25 protein-coding genes are annotated in these 19131 nt (G+C 61.6%); 22 read left to right on the top strand and 3 right to left on the bottom strand.

Annotated features, from left to right (window positions below):
• The first annotated feature begins 70 nt into the window (after positions 1 to 70).
• The 22 genes from mlaD (at position 71) to tatC (ending at position 15911) form a co-directional block, all read left to right on the top strand.
• A complete protein-coding gene (mlaD, locus tag OX459_RS25390) occupies positions 71 to 541 on the top strand; it encodes an outer membrane lipid asymmetry maintenance protein MlaD (RefSeq protein ID WP_070346035.1) in 471 nt (156 codons plus the stop codon).
• Positions 538 to 1422 carry a VacJ family lipoprotein gene (locus OX459_RS25385; RefSeq protein ID WP_077398231.1) on the top strand — a complete coding sequence of 295 codons (885 nt, stop codon included), beginning with the start codon at positions 538 to 540 and terminating at the stop codon, positions 1420 to 1422. Before mlaD ends, OX459_RS25385 begins: the two co-directional genes overlap by 4 nt.
• 72 nt (positions 1423 to 1494) lie before the next feature.
• Positions 1495 to 2130: an ABC transporter substrate-binding protein gene (locus tag OX459_RS25380; protein ID WP_099666076.1), complete on the top strand. Its 636-nt coding sequence runs from the start codon at positions 1495 to 1497 to the stop codon at positions 2128 to 2130.
• A gap of 52 nt (positions 2131 to 2182) precedes the next feature.
• Positions 2183 to 2530 (top strand): STAS domain-containing protein, encoded by a 348-nt coding sequence (locus OX459_RS25375; protein ID WP_077398229.1) that lies wholly within the window; start codon positions 2183 to 2185, stop codon positions 2528 to 2530.
• 210 nt (positions 2531 to 2740) lie between these two features.
• Positions 2741 to 3658: an ABC transporter ATP-binding protein gene (locus OX459_RS25370; protein ID WP_077398228.1), complete on the top strand. Its 918-nt coding sequence runs from the start codon at positions 2741 to 2743 to the stop codon at positions 3656 to 3658.
• On the top strand, positions 3655 to 4416 hold the full coding sequence (locus OX459_RS25365; protein WP_099379209.1) for an ABC transporter permease: 762 nt from the start codon (positions 3655 to 3657) through the stop codon (positions 4414 to 4416). Before OX459_RS25370 ends, OX459_RS25365 begins: the two co-directional genes overlap by 4 nt.
• A gap of 70 nt (positions 4417 to 4486) precedes the next feature.
• Positions 4487 to 4723 carry a BolA/IbaG family iron-sulfur metabolism protein gene (locus tag OX459_RS25360; protein WP_034753824.1) on the top strand — a complete coding sequence of 79 codons (237 nt, stop codon included), beginning with the start codon at positions 4487 to 4489 and terminating at the stop codon, positions 4721 to 4723.
• Between the two features lie 4 nt (positions 4724 to 4727).
• On the top strand, positions 4728 to 5978 hold the full coding sequence (gene murA / locus OX459_RS25355) for a UDP-N-acetylglucosamine 1-carboxyvinyltransferase (RefSeq protein ID WP_289907034.1): 1251 nt from the start codon (positions 4728 to 4730) through the stop codon (positions 5976 to 5978).
• A 12-nt stretch (positions 5979 to 5990) separates the two neighbouring features.
• Complete coding sequence (gene hisG / locus OX459_RS25350; protein ID WP_077398226.1) at positions 5991 to 6659, top strand: ATP phosphoribosyltransferase; 669 nt, start codon at positions 5991 to 5993, stop codon at positions 6657 to 6659.
• A gap of 26 nt (positions 6660 to 6685) precedes the next feature.
• Positions 6686 to 8011: a histidinol dehydrogenase gene (hisD, locus tag OX459_RS25345; RefSeq protein WP_289907033.1), complete on the top strand. Its 1326-nt coding sequence runs from the start codon at positions 6686 to 6688 to the stop codon at positions 8009 to 8011.
• Between the two features lie 5 nt (positions 8012 to 8016).
• Positions 8017 to 8976, top strand: coding sequence for a site-specific DNA-methyltransferase (locus tag OX459_RS25340; protein WP_289907065.1), 960 nt, complete (start codon positions 8017 to 8019; stop codon positions 8974 to 8976).
• Between the two features lie 33 nt (positions 8977 to 9009).
• Positions 9010 to 10104 (top strand): histidinol-phosphate transaminase, encoded by a 1095-nt coding sequence (hisC, locus tag OX459_RS25335; protein WP_289907032.1) that lies wholly within the window; start codon positions 9010 to 9012, stop codon positions 10102 to 10104.
• Between the two features lie 19 nt (positions 10105 to 10123).
• Positions 10124 to 10714 (top strand): imidazoleglycerol-phosphate dehydratase HisB, encoded by a 591-nt coding sequence (gene hisB, locus OX459_RS25330; protein ID WP_010402123.1) that lies wholly within the window; start codon positions 10124 to 10126, stop codon positions 10712 to 10714.
• A 38-nt stretch (positions 10715 to 10752) separates the two neighbouring features.
• The gene (hisH, locus tag OX459_RS25325; RefSeq protein ID WP_099666081.1) at positions 10753 to 11391 is read left to right on the top strand and encodes an imidazole glycerol phosphate synthase subunit HisH; all 639 of its coding nucleotides are present in this window, start codon (positions 10753 to 10755) and stop codon (positions 11389 to 11391) included.
• Positions 11392 to 11445: 54 nt separating this feature from the next.
• Positions 11446 to 12219 carry a 1-(5-phosphoribosyl)-5-[(5-phosphoribosylamino)methylideneamino]imidazole-4-carboxamide isomerase gene (hisA, locus tag OX459_RS25320; RefSeq protein ID WP_070219639.1) on the top strand — a complete coding sequence of 258 codons (774 nt, stop codon included), beginning with the start codon at positions 11446 to 11448 and terminating at the stop codon, positions 12217 to 12219.
• 60 nt (positions 12220 to 12279) lie between these two features.
• Complete coding sequence (hisF, locus tag OX459_RS25315) at positions 12280 to 13041, top strand: imidazole glycerol phosphate synthase subunit HisF (protein ID WP_099666082.1); 762 nt, start codon at positions 12280 to 12282, stop codon at positions 13039 to 13041.
• Positions 13042 to 13067: 26 nt separating this feature from the next.
• Positions 13068 to 13505, top strand: a complete 438-nt coding sequence (gene hisI / locus OX459_RS25310; protein WP_034753847.1) for a phosphoribosyl-AMP cyclohydrolase — start codon at positions 13068 to 13070, stop codon at positions 13503 to 13505.
• Positions 13502 to 13873: a phosphoribosyl-ATP diphosphatase gene (locus OX459_RS25305; RefSeq protein WP_034753849.1), complete on the top strand. Its 372-nt coding sequence runs from the start codon at positions 13502 to 13504 to the stop codon at positions 13871 to 13873. Before hisI ends, OX459_RS25305 begins: the two co-directional genes overlap by 4 nt.
• Before the next feature lie 15 nt (positions 13874 to 13888).
• Positions 13889 to 14260 carry a histidine triad nucleotide-binding protein gene (locus tag OX459_RS25300; protein ID WP_099666083.1) on the top strand — a complete coding sequence of 124 codons (372 nt, stop codon included), beginning with the start codon at positions 13889 to 13891 and terminating at the stop codon, positions 14258 to 14260.
• Between the two features lie 80 nt (positions 14261 to 14340).
• A complete protein-coding gene (gene tatA / locus OX459_RS25295; protein WP_034780931.1) occupies positions 14341 to 14577 on the top strand; it encodes a Sec-independent protein translocase subunit TatA in 237 nt (78 codons plus the stop codon).
• Between the two features lie 48 nt (positions 14578 to 14625).
• Complete coding sequence (tatB, locus tag OX459_RS25290; RefSeq protein WP_289907027.1) at positions 14626 to 15159, top strand: Sec-independent protein translocase protein TatB; 534 nt, start codon at positions 14626 to 14628, stop codon at positions 15157 to 15159.
• Entirely contained in the window at positions 15156 to 15911 is a 756-nt protein-coding gene (gene tatC, locus OX459_RS25285; RefSeq protein WP_289907025.1) for a twin-arginine translocase subunit TatC, read from the top strand. Before tatB ends, tatC begins: the two co-directional genes overlap by 4 nt.
• Positions 15912 to 15995: 84 nt before the next feature.
• Here the strand turns inward: tatC and OX459_RS25280 are convergent, their stop codons facing one another.
• The 3 genes from OX459_RS25280 to OX459_RS25270 form a co-directional block, all read right to left on the bottom strand.
• A complete protein-coding gene (locus OX459_RS25280) occupies positions 15996 to 16376 on the bottom strand; it encodes a hypothetical protein (RefSeq protein WP_289907024.1) in 381 nt (126 codons plus the stop codon).
• Between the two features lie 171 nt (positions 16377 to 16547).
• Complete coding sequence (locus OX459_RS25275) at positions 16548 to 18407, bottom strand: DUF885 domain-containing protein (protein ID WP_289907063.1); 1860 nt, start codon at positions 18405 to 18407, stop codon at positions 16548 to 16550.
• Between the two features lie 169 nt (positions 18408 to 18576).
• The gene (locus OX459_RS25270) at positions 18577 to 19065 is read right to left on the bottom strand and encodes a hypothetical protein (RefSeq protein ID WP_289907022.1); all 489 of its coding nucleotides are present in this window, start codon (positions 19063 to 19065) and stop codon (positions 18577 to 18579) included.
• Positions 19066 to 19131: the final 66 nt, after the last annotated feature.

The raw sequence follows: 19131 nt of genomic DNA, 5'->3' as shown, positions 1-19131 counted from the left end.
GCGACAAAACAGCGGGCCTGGGCAAGATATTGCGCAGGCGGCAGCAAGTAAAAATTATTTAGGATTGTTTATGCAACGTAAATCTTTGGATGTCTGGGTCGGCTTGTTCGTCTTGCTGGGTGTGGCGGCATTGATGTTTCTGGCGCTCAAGGCCGGCAATATGAGCTCGCTGTCTTTCAGCAAGACGTATACCATTAGTGCCAAGTTCGACAATATTGGCGGCCTCAAGCCGCAGGCGCCCGTCAAGGGCGCTGGCGTGGTGGTGGGGCGCGTGGCGGAGATCCGCTTTGACGACAAGACGTATCAGGCGCTGGTGAAACTCGACATCGAAGATGGCTACAAATTTCCGAAAGACAGCTCGGCTAAGATTTTGACGGCCGGTTTGCTGGGTGAGCAATATATCGGCCTGGAAGCAGGCGGCGATCTGGCGAACCTGGCGGAGGGCGACAAGATCGCCCGTACTCAATCGGCCACAGTGCTGGAAGACCTGATCAATCAGTTCATCTACAGCAAGGCAGCGGAAGGAAAGGACAGCAAATGAGCGAGTCGACCAAACAATCCCAAGGCAGCCTGGCGCGTATCGGCCTGGCCCTGGCCATCGCCGCCAGCGTGAGCGCTTGCGCCACCGGTACCAATCCGCGCGACCCGCTCGAGGGTTACAACCGCGCCATGTTCAAGTTCAACGATACCGTCGACCAGGTGGCCCTGAAACCGGTCGCCACGGCTTACAAGACCGTCACGCCATCGTTCGTGCAAACGGGCGTGGGCAATTTCTTCGGCAACTTGTCCGATGTGTGGAGCGCCGTGAACAACTTGCTGCAAGGCAAGGGTGAGGCGGGCTTGCAAGACGTCGTGCGCGTCAGCATGAACTCGACCTTCGGCATCTTCGGCCTGATCGACATCGCGTCGCAGGCGGGCATTCCGAAGCATAACGAAGACTTTGGCCAGACCCTGGGCTGGTATGGCGTTCAGCCTGGTCCGTACGTGATGCTGCCGCTGCTGGGCCCATCGACCGTGCGCGACACGGTGGCCCTGCCGCTCGATATCACGGGCGACCCATGGCGCTACAAGGATCCTGTCTCGGTGCGCAATATCGGCACGGTGACGCGCGTGGTCGACAAGCGCGCCGCGCTGCTCGACGCCACCAACCTGATGGAAGCGGCCGCGTTGGACCGTTATGAATTCATCCGCGACGGCTTCCTGCAGGCGCGCGAAAGCAAGGTTTTCGATGGCGATACGGACCGCCGCGACCGCAAAGTGCCAAAAAACGACACCAGCGATTACGAGCCGGCCTATGAGGCGCAACCGCAGCCTGTCCCAGCGGAAACACCGCCTGCGACGGCCGCGGCCGATGTGGCGCCGGCGGACCTCGTAACATCTGGTAGCAATACCGTGGCTTCCCAGGCTAGGCCTCAGGAGTAAACTGCGGTAAAGAAACACCACGGCTGCGATCGACGCCAGCCGGTGCATAGCAACACCATGAAAGGTAGAACCATGAAATTGATGAAACAACTGCTGGCGATGGCCACCATCGCCTTTGCCACCGCCGCCCAGGCCGCTCCCGCCGTGGAAGCGCCGGACGTCTTGGTCAAACGCATCAGCCAGGACGTGATCGAGACGGCCAAGAACGACAAGGCCATCCAGGCTGGCGATATCAAGCGCGTCACCGAATTGGTGGAAAGCAAGATCCTGCCGTACGTGGATTTCCAGCGCATGACGGCCCTGGCCGCTGGCCGCTTCTGGCGCGACGCCACGCCGGACCAGCAAAAGCAGCTGTCCAGCGAATTCCGCACCCTGCTGATCTACACGTATTCGGGCGCCTTGTCGCAGATCAAGAACGAAACCGTGGAATTCAAGCCGCTGCGCGCCGACCCGGCCGACACGGAAGTGGAAGTGCGCTCGCAGGTGAACGTGGCGCGCGGCGAACCCGTGCCCCTGAACTACCGCGTGGCGAAAACCCCATCCGGCTGGAAGATCTATGACATCAACGTGCTGGGCGCATGGCTGGTGGAAACGTACAAAAGCAGCTTCGCCAGCGAGATCAGCAAGGGCGGCATCGATGGCCTGATCAAGACCTTGCAGGCAAAAAACAAGGCCCTGGCCAGCCGTCCCGCTGCCAAAGCCAAATAATCGGCTATCATATAGCTCCTGACCCAGCTCCAGACCAGCGCAGCCCGACGCCATGCCCGACTCTCTCGACACTTTGCAGTCCCTGACTTCCCTGACCGTGCACAATGCCACTTCGGCATTGGAGCAGGGTCTGGACGCCATCCGCTCGGGTCAGACGAAGTTTGACTTGCGCAACGTCAAGGCCGTCGATTCGGCAGCCGTCTCCGTCATGCTGACGTGGCAGCGCGCGGCGCAGGATGCCGGCGGCGTGCTGGAGCTGAAAAACCTGCCGGACAACCTGAAAAACCTCACCAAGCTGTATGGCGTCTGCTCGCTCGTTTCGAGCACGTTGACGACCGACGACTGCGCCAGTGCCGGCGGCCACGCCGAACGCAGCCCGTCCGACCTGCATCATCATTGATCCTGTCCCACTCCCCGCATCAGCAGTAGCTTTCAAGCCGGCAGGCCAGCAGCGCCGTCGGATTGATCTCCAAGTGTTCCACGAAGTTTCCAACTATAATTGACTGTTGCGCCACCCTCTGCGGAAGGGGCGCCCTGCACCGGCCAGCCGGCCTGCATTGCACCGGCAACTGGCGCATCACACCAGACGCATTACACTTGAAACAAGCACATGACCGCAATTCAAATAACGAATGTAGAAAAGAGCTATAAATCGCTCAAGGCGCTGGGCGGCGTGTCGCTGGCCATCGAAGAAGGCGAATTTTTCGGCCTGCTTGGCCCGAACGGCGCCGGCAAGACCACCCTCATTTCCATCATCGCCGGCCTGATACGCCCCGACGCGGGCACCGTCAAGATCCATGGCCACGACGTGGTCACGGACTTCCGCAATGCGCGCCGCAACCTGGGCGTGGTGCCGCAGGAACTGGTATTCGACCCGTTTTTCACCGTGCGCGAAACCCTGCGCCTGCAGTCCGGCTATTTTGGCTTGCCGAACAACGACAAGTGGATCGACGAGGTCATGGAAAACCTCGACCTGACCGGCAAGGCCGACACCAACATGCGCGCCCTGTCCGGCGGCATGAAGCGCCGCGTGCTCGTGGCCCAGGCGCTGGTGCACAAGCCGCCCGTCATCGTGCTCGATGAGCCGACGGCCGGCGTCGACGTGGAATTGCGCCAGACCCTGTGGAAGTTCATCTCGCGCCTGAACCGCGAAGGCGGCCACACGGTCGTGCTGACCACGCACTATCTGGAAGAGGCGCAAGCCATGTGCCAGCGCGTGGCCATGCTGAAAACCGGCAAGGTGGTGGCGCTCGACACCATGTCGGCCCTGATCCGCCGCATCGCCGGCTCGCAGCTGCAGCTGCACCTCAAGAATGGCAGCCTGCCGGCCGACTTGCAGCACCTGGTGCTGCACCCGGAAGAACAACAGGCGCCGAACAAGTTCAGCCTGCGCGTCAACGAATACAGCGAAGTCGAAAAAATCCTCGCCCGCCTGCGCGAAGCGGGCGCCGAGATCGATGAAATGCAATTGCAACAAGCCGACCTGGAAGATATCTTCTTGCAGATCATGGATAAAGGTACCGTATGATTTCGACAGGATTTCGCACCCTCGTCTACAAAGAGACGCTGCGCTTCTGGAAAGTGGCGACGCAAACCGTGGCCGCGCCCGTGCTCACGTCGATGCTGTACCTGCTGGTGTTCGGCCATGTGTTAGATGGCCGCGTGGAGCCGAGCCCCGGCGTCAGCTACACGGCCTTTCTGATTCCCGGCCTGGTGATGATGAGCGTGCTGCAAAACGCGTTCGCCAATTCCTCGTCCTCGCTGATCCAGTCGAAGATCACGGGCAACCTCGTGTTCGTGCTGCTCACGCCCCTGTCGCACTGGGAAATCTTCTCGGCGTATGTACTCGCTTCCGTCGCGCGCGGCCTGGCCGTGGGCTTTGGCGTGTTTGCCATCACTTGCTGGTTCGCCGACCTGTCGTTCGTCGCGCCGCTGTGGATCGTCGTCTTCGCCTTTTTGGGTGCCGCTATGCTGGGCACCATGGGCTTGATCGCCGGCATCTGGGCCGAGAAATTCGACCAACTGGCCGCCTTCCAGAACTTCCTGATCATGCCGGCCACCTTCTTGTCGGGCGTGTTCTATTCGATTCACTCGCTGCCGCCGTTCTGGCAGACGGTATCGCATCTGAACCCCTTCTTTTACATGATCGACGGTTTCCGCTACGGCTTCTTCGGCGTGTCCGACGTCAGCCCGTGGCTCAGCTTGTCCATTGTCGCCGGCTTCCTCGTGATCCTGGCGCTGGCGTCGATCCGCCTGCTGAAGAGCGGCTATCGTTTGCGACATTGATTACGACACTCATTGCGCCGTTGATTGCGGCACATCACATCACTACATTATTCAATATCAAGGACTTATCGTGACCACCACTCCAGAACTGATCCACGGCTATCTGTCGGCCGGCCTCGAATGCACGCACCTCGAAGTGGAGGGCGATGGCCAGCACTTCCAGGCCGTGATCGTTTCGCCCGCGTTTGCCGGCAAACGCCTGATCCAGCGCCACCAGATCGTCTACGCGGCGCTGGGCGACCGCATGCGCGAAGAAATCCACGCGCTGTCGATGAAAACCCTGACACCCGAAGAATTCCAAGGATAAGCACATGGACAAGCTCCTCATCAACGGCGGCAACCGCCTGAACGGCGACATCGCCATCTCCGGCGCGAAAAACGCCGCCCTGCCCATCCTGTGCGCGGGTCTGCTGACCGCGGGCGACCTGGACCTGACGAACGTGCCGCACCTGCACGACGTGACCACCATGTTGAAGCTGCTGGGCCAGACGGGCCTGAAAGTGCAGCAGGACGGCGACCGCGTCGTTCTCAACGGCAGCGCCATCGACACCCTGGAAGCGCCGTATGAACTGGTGAAAACCATGCGCGCCTCGATCCTCGTGCTGGGCCCCCTGCTGGCGCGCTTCGGCGAAGCCAAGGTGTCGCTGCCGGGCGGCTGCGCCATCGGTTCGCGCCCCGTCGACCAGCACATCAAGGGCCTCGAAGCGCTGGGCGCCGAGATCCGCATCGAAGCGGGCTACATCTACGCCAAGTGCGCCAAGCTGAAAGGCGCGCGCATCGTCACCGACATGATTACCGTCACCGGTACCGAGAACCTGCTGATGGCAGCGACCCTGGCCGAAGGCGAGACCATCCTGGAAAACGCCGCCTGCGAACCGGAAGTGACCGACCTGGCCCACCTGCTGGTGGCCATGGGCGCGAAGATCGACGGCATCGGCACCAGCCGCCTGGTGATCCAGGGCGTCGATACCCTGCACGGCGCTTCGCACGCGGTGATCGCCGACCGTATCGAAACGGGGACCTTCCTGTGCGCCGTGGCGGCCACCGGCGGCGATATCACCCTGCGCAACGTACGCACCGATATCCTCGACGCGGCGCTCGACAAGCTGCGCGCCATGGGCCTGACGATGACCTTCGGCGCCGACTGGATCCGCGCCGAGATGTCGGCCCGTCCTAACCCCGTCAGTTTCCGCACCACGGAATACCCGGGCTTCCCGACCGACATGCAGGCGCAGTTCATGGCCGTCAACACTATCGCCAATGGCGCCAGCCGCGTCACCGAGACGATTTTCGAGAACCGCTTCATGCACGTGCAGGAAATGAACCGCCTGGGCGCCGACATCACCATCGAGGGCAACACGGCCATCATCGCCGGCGTCAAGCAGCTGCGCGGCGCGCCCGTGATGGCGACCGACCTGCGCGCCTCGGCGTCGCTGGTGATCGCGGCCCTGGCCGCCGATGGCGAAACCCTGATCGACCGCATCTATCACCTCGACCGCGGCTACGACCGCATGGAAGTGAAATTGTCGGCCGTCGGCGCGAACATCGTACGCATTAAATAACAAGGAACGAGCATGAACGGATCGAACACGGGCGACAATTCGCAGCTGATACTGGCGCTCTCGAAAGGCCGCATTTTTGAGGACACCATGCCGCTGCTGGAAGCGGCCGGCATCAAGGTACTGGAAAACCCGGAGACCTCGCGCAAGCTGATTTTGGCCACCAACGATCCGAACGTGCGCGTCATCATCGTGCGCGCCAGCGATGTGCCGACCTACGTGCAGTACGGCGCGGCCGATTTCGGCGTGGCGGGCAAGGACGTCCTGCTCGAGCACGGCGGCGAAGGCCTGTACCAGCCGATCGACCTGAATATCGCCTCTTGCCGCATGTCGGTGGCGGTGCAGGCCGGTTTTGATTACGAAAAGGCCGTGCACCAGGGCGCGCGCCTGCGCGTGGCCACCAAGTTCGTGCACACGGCGCGCGAGCATTTCGCCGCCAAGGGCGTCCACGTCGACCTGATCAAGCTGTATGGCTCGATGGAGCTGGCGCCTTTGGTGGGCCTGTCGGACGCCATCGTTGACCTGGTCAGCACGGGCAGCACTTTGCGCGCGAACAACCTCGTCGAGGTCGAGCACATCATGGAAATTTCGTCGCGCCTGGTGGTCAACCAGGCTGCGCTCAAGCTCAAGCGCGAGCGCTTGCAGCCGATCATCGAGGCGTTTGAACGCGCTTCGCAAGCCTAGATACCTTCAGTAGCAGAAAGCCGATTATGCCGATACAGATACGCAAGCTCGATTCAAGCCAGGATGGTTTCCAACAATCGCTCGATACGCTGCTGGCGTTCGAGGCGGGCACCGATGCAGCGATTGAAACGTCGGTCGCAAAAATCCTGGCCGATGTGAAAACGCGCGGCGACGCCGCCGTACTGGAATACACCAACCGTTTCGACCGCATCCCGCATGGCGGCGCGGCGGAAATGGCGGCCTTTGATATTTCGCAAGCCGAATTGCAGGCAGCCTTGAACGGCTTGCCGTCGGCCCAGCGCGAGGCGCTGCAGATCGCCGCGCAGCGCATCCGCGCCTTCCACGAACGCCAGCGCGAGGAATTGCGCGGCTTTACCTACACCGAGCCCGATGGCACGGTGCTGGGCCAGAAGATCACGCCGCTGGACCGGGTCGGCATCTACGTCCCGGGCGGCAAGGCCGCCTACCCGTCGTCCGTGCTGATGAACGCCATTCCCGCGCATGTGGCGGGCGTGGGCGAAATCATCATGGTCGTGCCGACGCCCGATGGCGTGAAAAACCAGATGGTGCTGGCCGCCGCCGCGATTGCCGGCGTGACGCGCGTGATCACCATCGGCGGCGCACAAGCCGTCGGCGCGCTGGCCTACGGCACGCAGACGATTGCCGCTGTGGACAAGATCGTCGGTCCCGGCAACGCCTACGTGGCCGCCGCCAAGCGCCGCGTGTTCGGCATCGTCGGCATCGACATGATCGCCGGACCGTCGGAAATCCTCGTGCTGTGCGACGGCACGACGGACCCCGACTGGGTCGCGATGGACCTGTTTTCGCAGGCCGAGCACGACGAACTGGCGCAAGCGATCCTGCTGTGCCCCGACGCGGATTACATCGCGCAAGTCGAGGAGAGCATCGCCAAGCTGCTGCCGACGATGCCGCGCCAGGCCACCATCAGCACGTCGCTGGCCGACCGCGGAGCGCTGATCAAGGTGCGCAGCATGGCAGAAGCGTGCGAGATCGCCAATGCCATCGCCGCGGAACACCTGGAAATCTCGGCGGAAAACCCGCAGCAGTGGGCCGAGCAGATCCGCCACGCGGGCGCCATGTTCCTGGGCCGCTTTTCGTCCGAATCGCTGGGCGACTATTGCTGCGGCCCCAATCACGTGCTGCCGACCTCGCGCACGGCGCGCTTTTCGTCGCCGCTGGGCGTGTACGACTTCCAGAAGCGTTCGTCCATCATCCACGTCAGTGAAGCGGGCGCGCAAACCCTGGGCCGAGTCGCCGCCACCCTGGCGTATGGCGAAGGCTTGCAGGCGCACGCGCGCAGCGCCGAACTGCGTCTGAAGTCGCAGCCATGACGAATATGGCGGAGCAGCCGGACTGGGTCAACCGGGTCTATTGCGAAGATGCGCTGGCGGGGCTGGCGCGCATTCCCGATGGCTCGGTGGACCTGATCCTGACGGATCCGCCGTACAACCTGGGCAAGGATTACGGCAATGCCTCGGACCAGCAGTCGGTGACCGACTACCTGCGCTGGACGGAGCAGTGGATCGATGCGGCGCTGCCCAAGCTGAAAGCCAACGGCAGCCTGTATATCTTCCTCACCTGGCGCTATTCGCCGGAGATCTTCGTCATGCTGAAACAGCGCATGGCGATGATGAATGAAATCATCTGGGACCGCCGCGTGCCGTCCATGGGCGGCAGCGTGCGCAGCTTTTCATCGGTGCACGACACCATCGGCTTCTTCGTCAAGCGCAAGGATTACTACTTCGACCTTGACGCGGTGCGCATCGCCTACGACGCGGCCACCAAGAAAGCCCGTTCGCGCTCGATCTTCATCGGCGCCAAATGGCTGGAAGTGGGCTACAACCCGAAAGACTTGTGGAGCGTGTCGCGCCTGCACAAGGAACACCCGGAACGGGCCGACCACCCGACGCAAAAGCCGCTCGAAATCATCGAGCGCATGCTCAAGGCCTCGTGCCCGCCCGGCGGCGTAGTGCTCGACCTGTTCATGGGCAGCGGCACCACGGCGCTGGCGGCGAAGCGCTGCGGGCGCGATTTCGTCGGCTTTGAGTTGAATCCCGACTACTGCGCCATCATTGAACAGCGATTGGCGGCGCTCGCGCAGGAGCTGGCCGAACCGGCCGCGCCGCAGGCGGAAAAGAAGAAGGCGCCGGCCAAGCGCCGCGCCGCCGCCGCCGTGCCCAAGGCCGCCAAGGCGGCCAGTAAAAAACCGGCTGCCGTGAAAAAACCGCCCGCCGCGAAAAAAGCGCCGGCCCGCAAGGCGCGCAGCGCCGCCGTGCCGGAAGACGTCGTCATTTAGTCTCCATTTAATTCCATCAGGAGTGTTTGCAGCATGTCTTTCCTCGATCAGTTAATCAGCAACACCGTGCGGTCCGATGTGCGGGCCGTCAAAAGCTATCAGGTAGCCGATGCCAGCGGTTACATCAAACTCGATGCGATGGAAAACCCGTATCCGCTGCCGCCGCAGCTGCGCGAAGAGCTGGGCGCGCGCCTGGCCGGCGTGGCGCTGAACCGCTATCCGCCGTCGTACGCCAGCCTGCAGGCGGCCATCTGCGCCAAGCTGGGCGTGCCCGCCGGCTTCGACGTCATGCTGGGCAATGGCTCCGATGAGCTCATTTCCATCCTGGCCATGGCGTGCGCGCATCAGGAGCCGGGCAAGCGCGCCGTGCTGCTGGCGCCCGTGCCCGCCTTCGTCATGTATGCGCGCTCGGCGCAGTTCGCCGGTATGGATTTCGTCGGCGTGCCCCTGCAGGCCGACTTCAGCCTGGATATGCCGGCCATGCTGGCGGCGATCGAACAGCACCGCCCGGCGCTGGTATTCCTCGCCTATCCGAACAACCCGACGGGCAACCTGTTTGCCAGCGCCGACATCGAACGCATCCTGGCCGCCCTGGGCGACACGGGCATCGCCGTCGTCGACGAAGCGTACGAGCCGTTCGCGCAGCACAGCTTCATGGGCCGCCTGCCCGAGTTCGAGAACCTGGTGGTGATGCGTACCGTGTCGAAACTGGGCCTGGCCGGCATCCGCCTCGGCTACATGTCGGCCGCGCCGGCCCTGCTGGCGCAATTTGAAAAAGTGCGCCCGCCGTATAACGTGAATGTGCTGACGCAGGCGGCGGCCGAATTCGCGCTCGACCACCTCGATGTGTTGAATGCCCAGGCGGATCTGCTCAACAGCGCGCGCGATACGCTGGCGCTGCGCCTGGCGGAACTGCCGGGCGTGACCGTGTTTCCCTCGAAGGCAAATTTTCTTCTGATTCGTGTGGCTGATTCCGACGATGTTTGTGCAAAACTGCTTGCCCGCAGGGTTTTAATTAAAAATATGAGTAAAATGCATGCTGCGCTGGCCAATTGCCTGCGCATCAGCGTCAGCACCCCGGAAGAGAATTCCCTTTTTTACGATGCCTTCAAGGCATCCCTCGTTTAGCCTATCGCCAGAGCCTCCCATGAACCGCACCGCAGAAATCACGCGCAACACCAATGAGACGCAAGTTCGCGTCGCCCTCAACCTCGATGGCACGGGCCAGCAAAAGCTCAATACCGGCGTGCCCTTCCTCGACCATATGCTGGATCAGATCGCCCGTCACGGCTTGATCGACCTGGATATCGAAGCGACGGGCGACGTGCATATCGATAACCACCATACGGTGGAAGACGTGGGCATCACCCTGGGCATGGCCGTGGCCAAGGCTATCGGCGACAAGAAGGGCATCCGCCGCTACGGCCATGCGTACGTGCCGCTGGACGAGGCGCTGTCGCGCGTGGTGCTCGATTTTTCGGGCCGCCCGGGCATCGAATACCACATCCCGTTTACGCGCGCCATGATCGCCGGCTTCGACGTCGACCTGACGCTGGAATTTTTCCGCGGCTTCGTCAACCATGCGGGCGTGACATTGCATATCGACAACTTACGCGGGACGAATGCCCACCATCAATGCGAAACCGTGTTCAAGGCCTTTGGCCGCGCGCTGCGCATGGCTGCCGAGCTCGACGAGCGCGCGGCCGGCATCATTCCATCGACCAAGGGCAGCCTGTAAACGCCGCTCTCGCTATATTGTAGATTCCGGGATCAAACATGAATAAAATTGTGGTGGTGGATTACGGCATGGGCAACCTGCGCTCGGTAGCGCAGGCCCTGCGCGCCGTGGCGCCGGAAGCCGACGTGCGCATTTCCGGATTGGCGCAAGACATCGACAGCGCCGACCGCATCGTCTTGCCGGGCCAGGGCGCCATGCCCGACTGCATGCGCAGCCTGCGCGAATCGGGCGTGCTCGAAGCGCTGCTGCGCGCCGCCGACAGCAAGCCCGTGCTGGGCGTGTGCATCGGCGAGCAAATGTTGTTCGACGGCAGCGAAGAGGGCGATGCGGCCGGTTTGGGCTTGCTGCCAGGCAAAGTCGTGCGCTTCCAGCTCGACGGCCAGGTGCAGGAAGACGGCTCGCGCTTCAAGGTGCCGCAAATGGGCTGGAACCAAGTGCGGCAAACGGCGTCCCATGTCATGTGGGATGGTATCGCCGACAACGCCTATTTTTACTTTGTGCACAGCTATTTTGCTCAACCTCAAGAAGCGGCGCACACGGTGGGCGAGACTGTCTATGGCGCGCCGTTTGCTTGTGCCGTCGCCCGTGATAATATTTTCGCGACACAGTTTCACCCTGAAAAAAGCGCTGCCGCTGGCTTGCAGCTGTACAAGAACTTCGTTCACTGGCAACCTTAACGTTAGCTATCCGGCTTTTTTTCCGCCTCTCACTCACTCTAAATCACACTGACCATGCTGCTCATTCCCGCCATCGACCTGAAAGACGGTCACTGCGTACGCCTGAAACAAGGCGATATGGAACTTGCCACCGTATTTTCCGAAGACCCGGCCGAGATGGCCCGCCATTGGCTGATGCAAGGCGCGCGCCGGCTGCACCTGGTCGACCTGAACGGCGCCTTTGCCGGCAAGCCGAAGAACGAAGGCGCCGTGAAGGCCATCCTGAAGGCCGTGCAAGATTTCGCCGTGGAAAATGACATCGAGGAAATCCCCGTGCAGCTGGGCGGCGGCATCCGCGACCTCGACACCATCGAGCGCTACCTCGACGCCGGCATCACCTACATCATCATCGGCACGGCGGCCGTGAAAAGCCCCGGCTTCCTGCACGACGCCTGCGGCGCCTTCCCGGGCCACATCATCGTCGGCCTCGATGCCAAGGATGGCAAAGTGGCAACGGATGGCTGGAGCAAGATGTCGGGCCACGAAGTGATCGACCTGGCGAAAAAATTCGAAGCCTACGGCGTCGAATCGATCATCTACACGGACATCGGCCGCGACGGCATGATGGGCGGCATCAATATCGAGGCCACCGTCAAGCTGGCGCAAGCCGTCAAGATCCCCGTCATCGCTTCGGGCGGCCTGCACAATATCGGCGACGTGGAAGCGCTGTGCGCGGTCCAGGCCGAAGGCATCGAAGGCGTGATCTGCGGCCGTTCCATCTATGAAGGCACGATCGACCTGGCGCAGGCGCAGGAACGCGCCGACGAACTGACCGACGCCGCCGTTTAAGCCAGCCCGGCCGGGGTGTGCGCGTGCACGCCCTGGCCTGGCGACAATCTGGATACCATCATGCTTGCAAAACGTATCATCCCCTGCCTGGACGTGACCAATGGCCGCGTTGTCAAAGGCGTCAATTTCACGGAATTGCGCGACGCCGGCGACCCGGTGGAAATTGCCCGCCGTTATGACGAGCAGGGCGCCGATGAAATCACTTTCCTCGACATTACCGCCTCGAGCGACAACCGCGGCCTGATCTTCGACATCATCGAAGCCGTGGCGTCGCAAGTGTTCATTCCGCTGACCGTGGGCGGCGGCGTGCGCGTGGTGGAAGACGTGCGCCGGCTGCTCAACGCGGGCGCCGACAAGGTCAGCATCAACACCTCGGCCGTGACGAATCCCCAACTGGTGTACGAGGCGTCGCAAAAGCACGGCTCGCAATGCATCGTCGTCGCCATCGACGCCAAGCAGGTGTCGCCCGGCAAGTGGGAAGTGTTTACCCATGGCGGACGCACTGCCACGGGCCTGGACGCCTTTGACTGGGCGCGTAAAATGGAAAGCCTGGGCGCCGGCGAAATCTTGCTCACCAGCATGGACCGCGACGGCACCAAGGTGGGCTTCGACCTGGGCCTGACGCGCGGCGTGTCCGACGCCGTCAGCATCCCCGTCATCGCCTCGGGCGGCGTGGGCGGCTTGCAAGACCTGGTCGATGGCATCAAGGTGGGCCGAGCGGACGCCGTGTTGGCCGCCAGCATCTTCCACTATGGCCAGCACACGGTGCAGGAAGCCAAGCAGTTTATGGCGCAGCAGGGCATTCCCATGCGCCTGGCGTAAATAAAATAGTACCCAGGATACAGAACATGCAAAACGGAACCATCGTAGCAAGCAATGCCAAGTGGCTGAAAAAGGTCAAATGGGACGAGCACGGCCTGGTGCCCGTGATCGCGCAGGAAGCGGGCAGCAATGACGTGCTGATGTTCGCCTGGATGAACCGCGACGCGCTGGCGCGCACGGTGGAATTGGGCGAAGCCGTGTACTGGAGCCGTTCGCGCAAGAAACTGTGGCACAAGGGCGAAGAGTCCGGCCACACGCAAAAGGTGCTGGAAATCCGCCTCGATTGCGATGAAGACGTGGTCTTGCTGAAAATCGAGCAAGCCGGCGGCATCGCCTGCCATACGGGCCGCCATTCGTGCTTCTTCCAGAAATTCGAAGGCGACGAAAAAACGGGCGAATGGCAAGTCACCGACCCCGTCCTGAAAGACCCCGAGACGATTTACGCGGAAAGCAAGAGCAAATGAGTGAAACGTTAAAACGCCTGGCCGCCGTGATCGAATCGCGCAAGCTGGCCAACGGCGGCGACCCCGCCACCTCCTATGTCGCGCGTCTGTTTGCCAAGGGCGATGACGCCATCCTGAAAAAAATCGGCGAAGAAGCGACGGAAACGGTGATGGCCGCCAAGGATGCGCGCCGCGACAACGACCCGTCGAAGGTCTTGTACGAATGCGCCGACCTGTGGTTTCACAGTCTGGTGATGCTGGCGCAGTTCGACCTGACGCCGCAGCAGGTGCTCGACGAGCTGGCGCGCCGCGAAGGCCTGTCCGGCCTGGAAGAAAAGGCGGCACGCAAGGATGAGCTGCGCGACGCTGGCGAAACAGACAAACACTGACCTACTGGAGCGTGCGTGGATAACTGTATTTTTTGCAAAATTGCTGCAAAACAAATTCCCTCGACTATCGTGTATGAGGACGAGGACTTGCTGGCCTTCAAGGACATCAACCCGGCCGCCCCCGTGCATCTGCTGTTGATCCCGAAGCGCCACGTGGCCAGCCTGTCCGACTGCGATGACAGCCATACGGAGATGCTGGGCAAGCTGCTGCGCCTGGCGCCGAAGCTCGCTGCCGAGTTCGGCTGCGCCGTCACGTATGACGCCGATGGCGCGCCTGCCGGCGGCTTCAAGACCATGATCAACAGCGGCCCGAACGGCGGGCAAGAGGTGTATCACCTGCACATGCATGTGTACGGCGGTCCCCGCCCCTGGCGCGGTCAACACTGATTTCGCTGCGCGCCGGGTTCGCGTGTATACTACCGGCATTGGTCGACGCTATTCGGGCACCGTCCCGCAAGGAGAATGTGATGGGTTCATTGAGTATTTGGCACTGGGTGATCGTTCTGGTCATTGTGATGCTGGTCTTCGGCACCAAGAAACTGGGCAATATCGGCGGTGATATCGGCAAGGCTGTCAAAGGCTTCAAGGATGGCGTCAAGGGCGAAGATGACGCCCCGGCAGCCAATACCCCTCCTGCTGCGCCATCGCAAGTGGCCGACAAAAGCACCATCGACGTCGAAACGAAAGAGAAAAGCAAGTTCTGATAGCGTGGCGGGGCGCTTGCCTCGTCCGGTAACAGCCCTTGTCCGCTTATGATCGATCTCGGTCTCTCTAAAATCGCCATCATCGGCGTGGTTGCGTTGATAGTCATCGGCCCTGAAAAGTTGCCGAGAGTGGCGCGCATGGCCGGTACCCTGTATGGCCGCGCGCAACGCTATCTGAACCAGGTGAAATCCGAAGTCTCGCGCGAAATTGAAATGGAAGAGCTGAAAAACCTGCAGAAGGAAGTGCAGGATGCGGCCCATTCCGTCAAGCAAAGCGTGGAGAAATCCATGCATGGCGTGGAAAACTCGATCTCCGGCAACCTGGCCGAGGTGGAAAGCGCCTGGCGCGGCGATGCCAGTTCGTATGAGGGGCATCACGACGCCCATGAAGCCATGCTGCGCGCGACCAACGATGACCTGGCCCGCAAGGCGCGCGAATTCCGCCGCAAGAAGCTGGTGCGCAATTCCGCCATTCCCGGCTGGTACAAGCAGCGCCATGGCGGCAAGCTGCACGTGCAGTCGGCGGCCGCCCGCGTGGCGCGCTTTCGTCCGCGCGCCAGTTCCTCCTCCTTTTACTCATGAGTAGCAAATCTCCGGTGGAAGAAACCTTTATCTCGCATCTGGTCGAGTTGCGCAACCGCCTGGTCAAGGCCTCGATCGGTATCGCCGTCGTCTGCGCCGTGCTGTTTTACTGGCCTGGGCCTTCGCATATCTACGATTTTATCGCTGCGCCGATGATCGCCTCGCTGCCTGCCGGCTCGAAAATGATCGCCACCGGCGTCATTTCACCGTTCCTGGTGCCGATGAAAGTGACCTTGGTGAGCGCCTTCATCGTCGCCTTGCCCTGGGTGCTGTACCAGATGTGGGCGTTTATCGCCCCCGGCCTGTACACGCATGAGAAGCGCCTGATCGCGCCGCTGGTCATCTCGTCGTCCCTGCTGTTCATGGCCGGCGTGGCCTTCTGCTATTTCTTTGTGTTTGGCCGCGTGTTCCACTTCATCAGCGATTTCTCTCCCTCGTCGATCGCCGTCACGCCCGATATCGAAAACTACCTCGATTTCGTCATGTCGATGTGCCTGGCCTTTGGCGCCACCTTCGAAGTGCCCGTGGTGGTGGTGATCCTCGTGCGCATGGGCTTGGTTACTATCGCGAAACTCAAGGAAGTGCGTCCCTACATCATCGTCGGCGCCTTCGTGATTGCCGCCATCGTCACACCGCCGGACGTGGTCAGCCAGTTCTCGCTGGCCATCCCGATGTGCCTGCTGTTCGAGCTGGGCCTGCTGGTGGCGCCGATCTTCGTCAGGGCTACCCAGGCGCCGGAAGAAGCGTCCTAGACGGCCCGCAACGCGTGCCGATACGAGCCGCTGGCCTTCTTCGGGAGCCGCGGCTTTTTTATCGCCAAGAAAGTTAGTGGGTGCTTACTGCAGCATCAGTTTGCTGAGGATGCCCAGGTTGAGCAGGATCAGGGTGCTCATCATCCAGTATACGTGTTTCATGTCGGCGCCATGGCGCAAGTCCATGCGTTCCAGGCGGGCGTCGAATTTTTGCTCCAGTGCATCTATTCTGGTATCGAATTTCAGTTCCAGCGCATCCACTCTGGTATCGACCTTTTGCGCCACCAGCTTGATTTCCCCCAGCAGATTGCGCTCCAGCGCCGCCAGTTCGCCATGCACGACCACGGCCGAGCCCAGTACTTCACCCAGTGCCGTTGCATGCGCTTCCGCCTGCTGGGTGGGCACGCCGGCCGAGGCGAGGCGTTTGGCGTCATCGAGGGTGTCGAACTGGATGGGCATATGCATGGACGCTCCTGTATCCAGCCTAGCAGGAAAATCGGCAATTGCCAGTGAGGAGTGCGGTGGCGCCTGCCTTCCCATCAGCTTAGTGGACCGGCACGCCAGTGGTTTGCGGCGGCGCAAACGCATGCAAAAAGGGCGCCGCGGCGCCCTTTGCAAGCTGACGACGAGCGCCAGTTAATTCATCAGTTCCTTGATGACTTTCACGGGCGCGCTGCCGTAGCTGAGGAATTGCTCATGGAAATCCTTCAGCACGAATTTGCTGCCCAGCGCTTGCTTGCGCTGTTCGCGCAAGTCCATGATTTCGCTGTAGCCGCTGAAATAGCTGGTCAGTTGCACCGAGCTCAGCTGCACGCGGCGCCATTTTTCCTTGGCTTCACGCTGGGTCTGGAAGGCTTGGCGCGTCAGCAGGTCGAGCGCCTGCGCTTCCGTCATGCCAAGCACGTGCACGCTGTAGTCGAGAATGGTATTGGTGACGCTGCGCAAGTTCCACTTCGAATACATCAGCCACATTTCCGGCGCGTTATTGCCATAGCCGGACTCGAGCATCATGCGTTCGCCATACACGGCCCAGCCTTCGATCATGGCGCCATTGCCAAAGATGGACTTGACCAGCGACGGCGACTTGTTGGCGTACACGAGCTGCGTGTAGTGGCCGGGGATGGCTTCGTGGATATTCAGGATCTGCAAGATCCAGTGGTTGTATTCGCGCAAGCTGCTTTCCGCCTGTTCCGGCGTTTCGCCGTCGAGCGGCGTCACGTTGTAATAGGTGCGGTCTTGCGGGCGATACGGGCCGGGCGCCTCGATGCTGGCGCCGGCCACGCCGCGCTGGTAGGCGGGCGTTTCGCGCACGACCAGGGGCTTTTTCGGGTCCATCGTCAGCAGGTTGTGGCTGGTCACCCATTCCTGCAGTTCGGGAATCTGGCGGCGGATTTCCGGCACGAAATCGGCAGGCGCCACATGGTTGCTGGACAGCTTGTCGATCACCATGCCGATCTTTGCCGTGCGGTCCGCCGGCTTGGCCGTGGCGCCCATGGTTTTCACCCACAGCTCGTCGGACAGGCTATCCATGTGCTCGAGCAGCTTTTCGCGCGCGGCCAGGGCTTTCTGGTACATCTGCTCGGCGCTCACGCTGGCCTGGATATCGTAGGCGAATTTCTGCTCATACAGCTCCTTGCCGATGCGGAAGGAGCGCGCGTTGCCGTTCTGCGCCAGCGCGGCATCCTGTTCCGTCAGCCATGCGGCGTAGCCTTGCACGGCCGTGCGGGCCGCGGCGATGCGGGCGGCGTACAGCTGTTTTTCCACCGGCGTCAGGATGGAGCCCTGTGCCGTCTTGTTCAGGTCGTCAAGCACGCTGAGCACGCCGGCGCTCTGGGCGATGGCCAGCTGCGTGTGTTCGCGCGTGGGGTGATTGATACTGGCGCGCGCGGCCGCATAGTATTGCGGCACGCTGGCGATGCGCTTGAGCAAGGTGCGCAGGCGCTGCGGCTGGGCCGCGTATTCCGTGTTCAGGATGAAGTCGATGGAACCGGCCACGTTGTATTGGGCGGGATTCCATTCGAATTCGCGGAAGGTGGTCAGATACCAGCGGTCCGATTGCAGTTTATTCGTCAGCAAGGCCAGGTCGGTACGTTGCTTGTCCGACATTTTGCTCGCATTCAGCTTGCCGAATTTACCCAGCCATTCCTCGATGAAGGCCAGTTGCTTCTGGCGGCTGGCCGCGTCGGGAATGCTCAGGTTGGCGGCGCCATCGTATTTGCCGACCGAAATCGCGCTTTCCGGGTCCAGGCGCCACAGGGCCGTGAGGAACTGGCCGCTGAGGTTATTCATGGAACGGTCGCTGCTGTTCTCGCTGGCGACGGCCGCTACCGTGGCTGCCGTGGCGGCGCTGACGACGGCCGCCTTCTTGCCGACGGTTTTTTTCTTGCTGCTGCTGGTGCTGGCCTTGCCTTGCTTCTGCGGCTTCTTGGCGGCGCTGGCCGGTGTCAGGGTAAAGGCCATCATCAATGCGGCGAGCGCAACTTTATTTTTTATCAGCATAGTTTATCTCTTGAATATTTTGCTGTTTGTCCTGATCAGAAAATAATAAACTGATAATATAAGTAACAAACAACTATTGAAAGGTTGGCCTTGCTTGCCTGGGCGGCCCAAAGATTAGCATTAATTGCCGCCGCTGCGCAGTTTTTTGCGCCGGGAGCGCGCGGCGCTAGACCACGATGGCGCTGCCGTGCAGCAATTCCTGGTGGCGCGCATTGATGGCCGCCACGGCATCCTTGCCGCGCGCCATGCCGGTGGCGTGGATTTCCGTTTCCTGCGTGTAGCGCTGGCTGACTCGTACCGTATAGGACTGGAACAGCCAGCTCCAGAAGTTCGTTTCATAGACGGCTTCATCCATGTCGCGCCATTTGACGCCCGTCAGTTTCTTTTTCCACGGCAAGATGCCGGACGCCAGCCACACGCCCGCCTCATCAATGTACAGCTGATAGCTGCGGATGGTCAGCAGGCGGTAGCCGACGATCAGGGCCGAGCCGATCAGCACGACGAAGGCGGCGCGCGCGTTGTACTTGAAGGCCAGCGGCAGGGCGGCAAAAAACAGCAGCACGGCGATGAGGAAGGTGCTGACGTAGGCGGTCCAGGATTTGCCGCATAAAAAGGTGGCGCGCTGGCCGGCGCTGGTGGCGATATAGTCGGTCATGGCGTGGCATCAAAACAGGGAAAAACGATCATCGCATGGAACGCGGTGGCGCCGCTCATTTTTTCA

This window comes from Janthinobacterium sp. SUN026 (genome assembly GCF_030397625.1).
Taxonomy (GTDB): Bacteria; Pseudomonadota; Gammaproteobacteria; order Burkholderiales; family Burkholderiaceae_D; genus Janthinobacterium; species Janthinobacterium kumbetense.
This window is presented reverse-complemented; position numbering and strand designations above follow the sequence as displayed.

Excerpts from the sequence above, each read along its gene's own strand:
- hisF (WP_099666082.1), top strand. The coding sequence starts at position 12,280 with ATGCTTGCAAAACGTATCATCCCCTGCCTGGACGTGACCAATGGCCGC.
- hisD (WP_289907033.1), top strand. The coding sequence starts at position 6,686 with ATGCCGATACAGATACGCAAGCTCGATTCAAGCCAGGATGGTTTCCAA.
- hisI (WP_034753847.1), top strand. The coding sequence starts at position 13,068 with ATGCAAAACGGAACCATCGTAGCAAGCAATGCCAAGTGGCTGAAAAAG.
- OX459_RS25385 (WP_077398231.1), top strand. The coding sequence starts at position 538 with ATGAGCGAGTCGACCAAACAATCCCAAGGCAGCCTGGCGCGTATCGGC.
- mlaD (WP_070346035.1), top strand. The coding sequence starts at position 71 with ATGCAACGTAAATCTTTGGATGTCTGGGTCGGCTTGTTCGTCTTGCTG.
- OX459_RS25340 (WP_289907065.1), top strand. The coding sequence starts at position 8,017 with ATGGCGGAGCAGCCGGACTGGGTCAACCGGGTCTATTGCGAAGATGCG.
- OX459_RS25305 (WP_034753849.1), top strand. The coding sequence starts at position 13,502 with ATGAGTGAAACGTTAAAACGCCTGGCCGCCGTGATCGAATCGCGCAAG.
- hisG (WP_077398226.1), top strand. The coding sequence starts at position 5,991 with ATGAACGGATCGAACACGGGCGACAATTCGCAGCTGATACTGGCGCTC.
- hisH (WP_099666081.1), top strand. The coding sequence starts at position 10,753 with ATGAATAAAATTGTGGTGGTGGATTACGGCATGGGCAACCTGCGCTCG.
- OX459_RS25380 (WP_099666076.1), top strand. The coding sequence starts at position 1,495 with ATGAAATTGATGAAACAACTGCTGGCGATGGCCACCATCGCCTTTGCC.
- OX459_RS25270 (WP_289907022.1), bottom strand. The coding sequence starts at position 19,065 with ATGACCGACTATATCGCCACCAGCGCCGGCCAGCGCGCCACCTTTTTA.
- OX459_RS25375 (WP_077398229.1), top strand. The coding sequence starts at position 2,183 with ATGCCCGACTCTCTCGACACTTTGCAGTCCCTGACTTCCCTGACCGTG.
- OX459_RS25370 (WP_077398228.1), top strand. The coding sequence starts at position 2,741 with ATGACCGCAATTCAAATAACGAATGTAGAAAAGAGCTATAAATCGCTC.
- OX459_RS25280 (WP_289907024.1), bottom strand. The coding sequence starts at position 16,376 with ATGCATATGCCCATCCAGTTCGACACCCTCGATGACGCCAAACGCCTC.
- murA (WP_289907034.1), top strand. The coding sequence starts at position 4,728 with ATGGACAAGCTCCTCATCAACGGCGGCAACCGCCTGAACGGCGACATC.
- OX459_RS25365 (WP_099379209.1), top strand. The coding sequence starts at position 3,655 with ATGATTTCGACAGGATTTCGCACCCTCGTCTACAAAGAGACGCTGCGC.
- hisC (WP_289907032.1), top strand. The coding sequence starts at position 9,010 with ATGTCTTTCCTCGATCAGTTAATCAGCAACACCGTGCGGTCCGATGTG.
- hisB (WP_010402123.1), top strand. The coding sequence starts at position 10,124 with ATGAACCGCACCGCAGAAATCACGCGCAACACCAATGAGACGCAAGTT.
- tatC (WP_289907025.1), top strand. The coding sequence starts at position 15,156 with ATGAGTAGCAAATCTCCGGTGGAAGAAACCTTTATCTCGCATCTGGTC.
- hisA (WP_070219639.1), top strand. The coding sequence starts at position 11,446 with ATGCTGCTCATTCCCGCCATCGACCTGAAAGACGGTCACTGCGTACGC.
- tatB (WP_289907027.1), top strand. The coding sequence starts at position 14,626 with ATGATCGATCTCGGTCTCTCTAAAATCGCCATCATCGGCGTGGTTGCG.
- tatA (WP_034780931.1), top strand. The coding sequence starts at position 14,341 with ATGGGTTCATTGAGTATTTGGCACTGGGTGATCGTTCTGGTCATTGTG.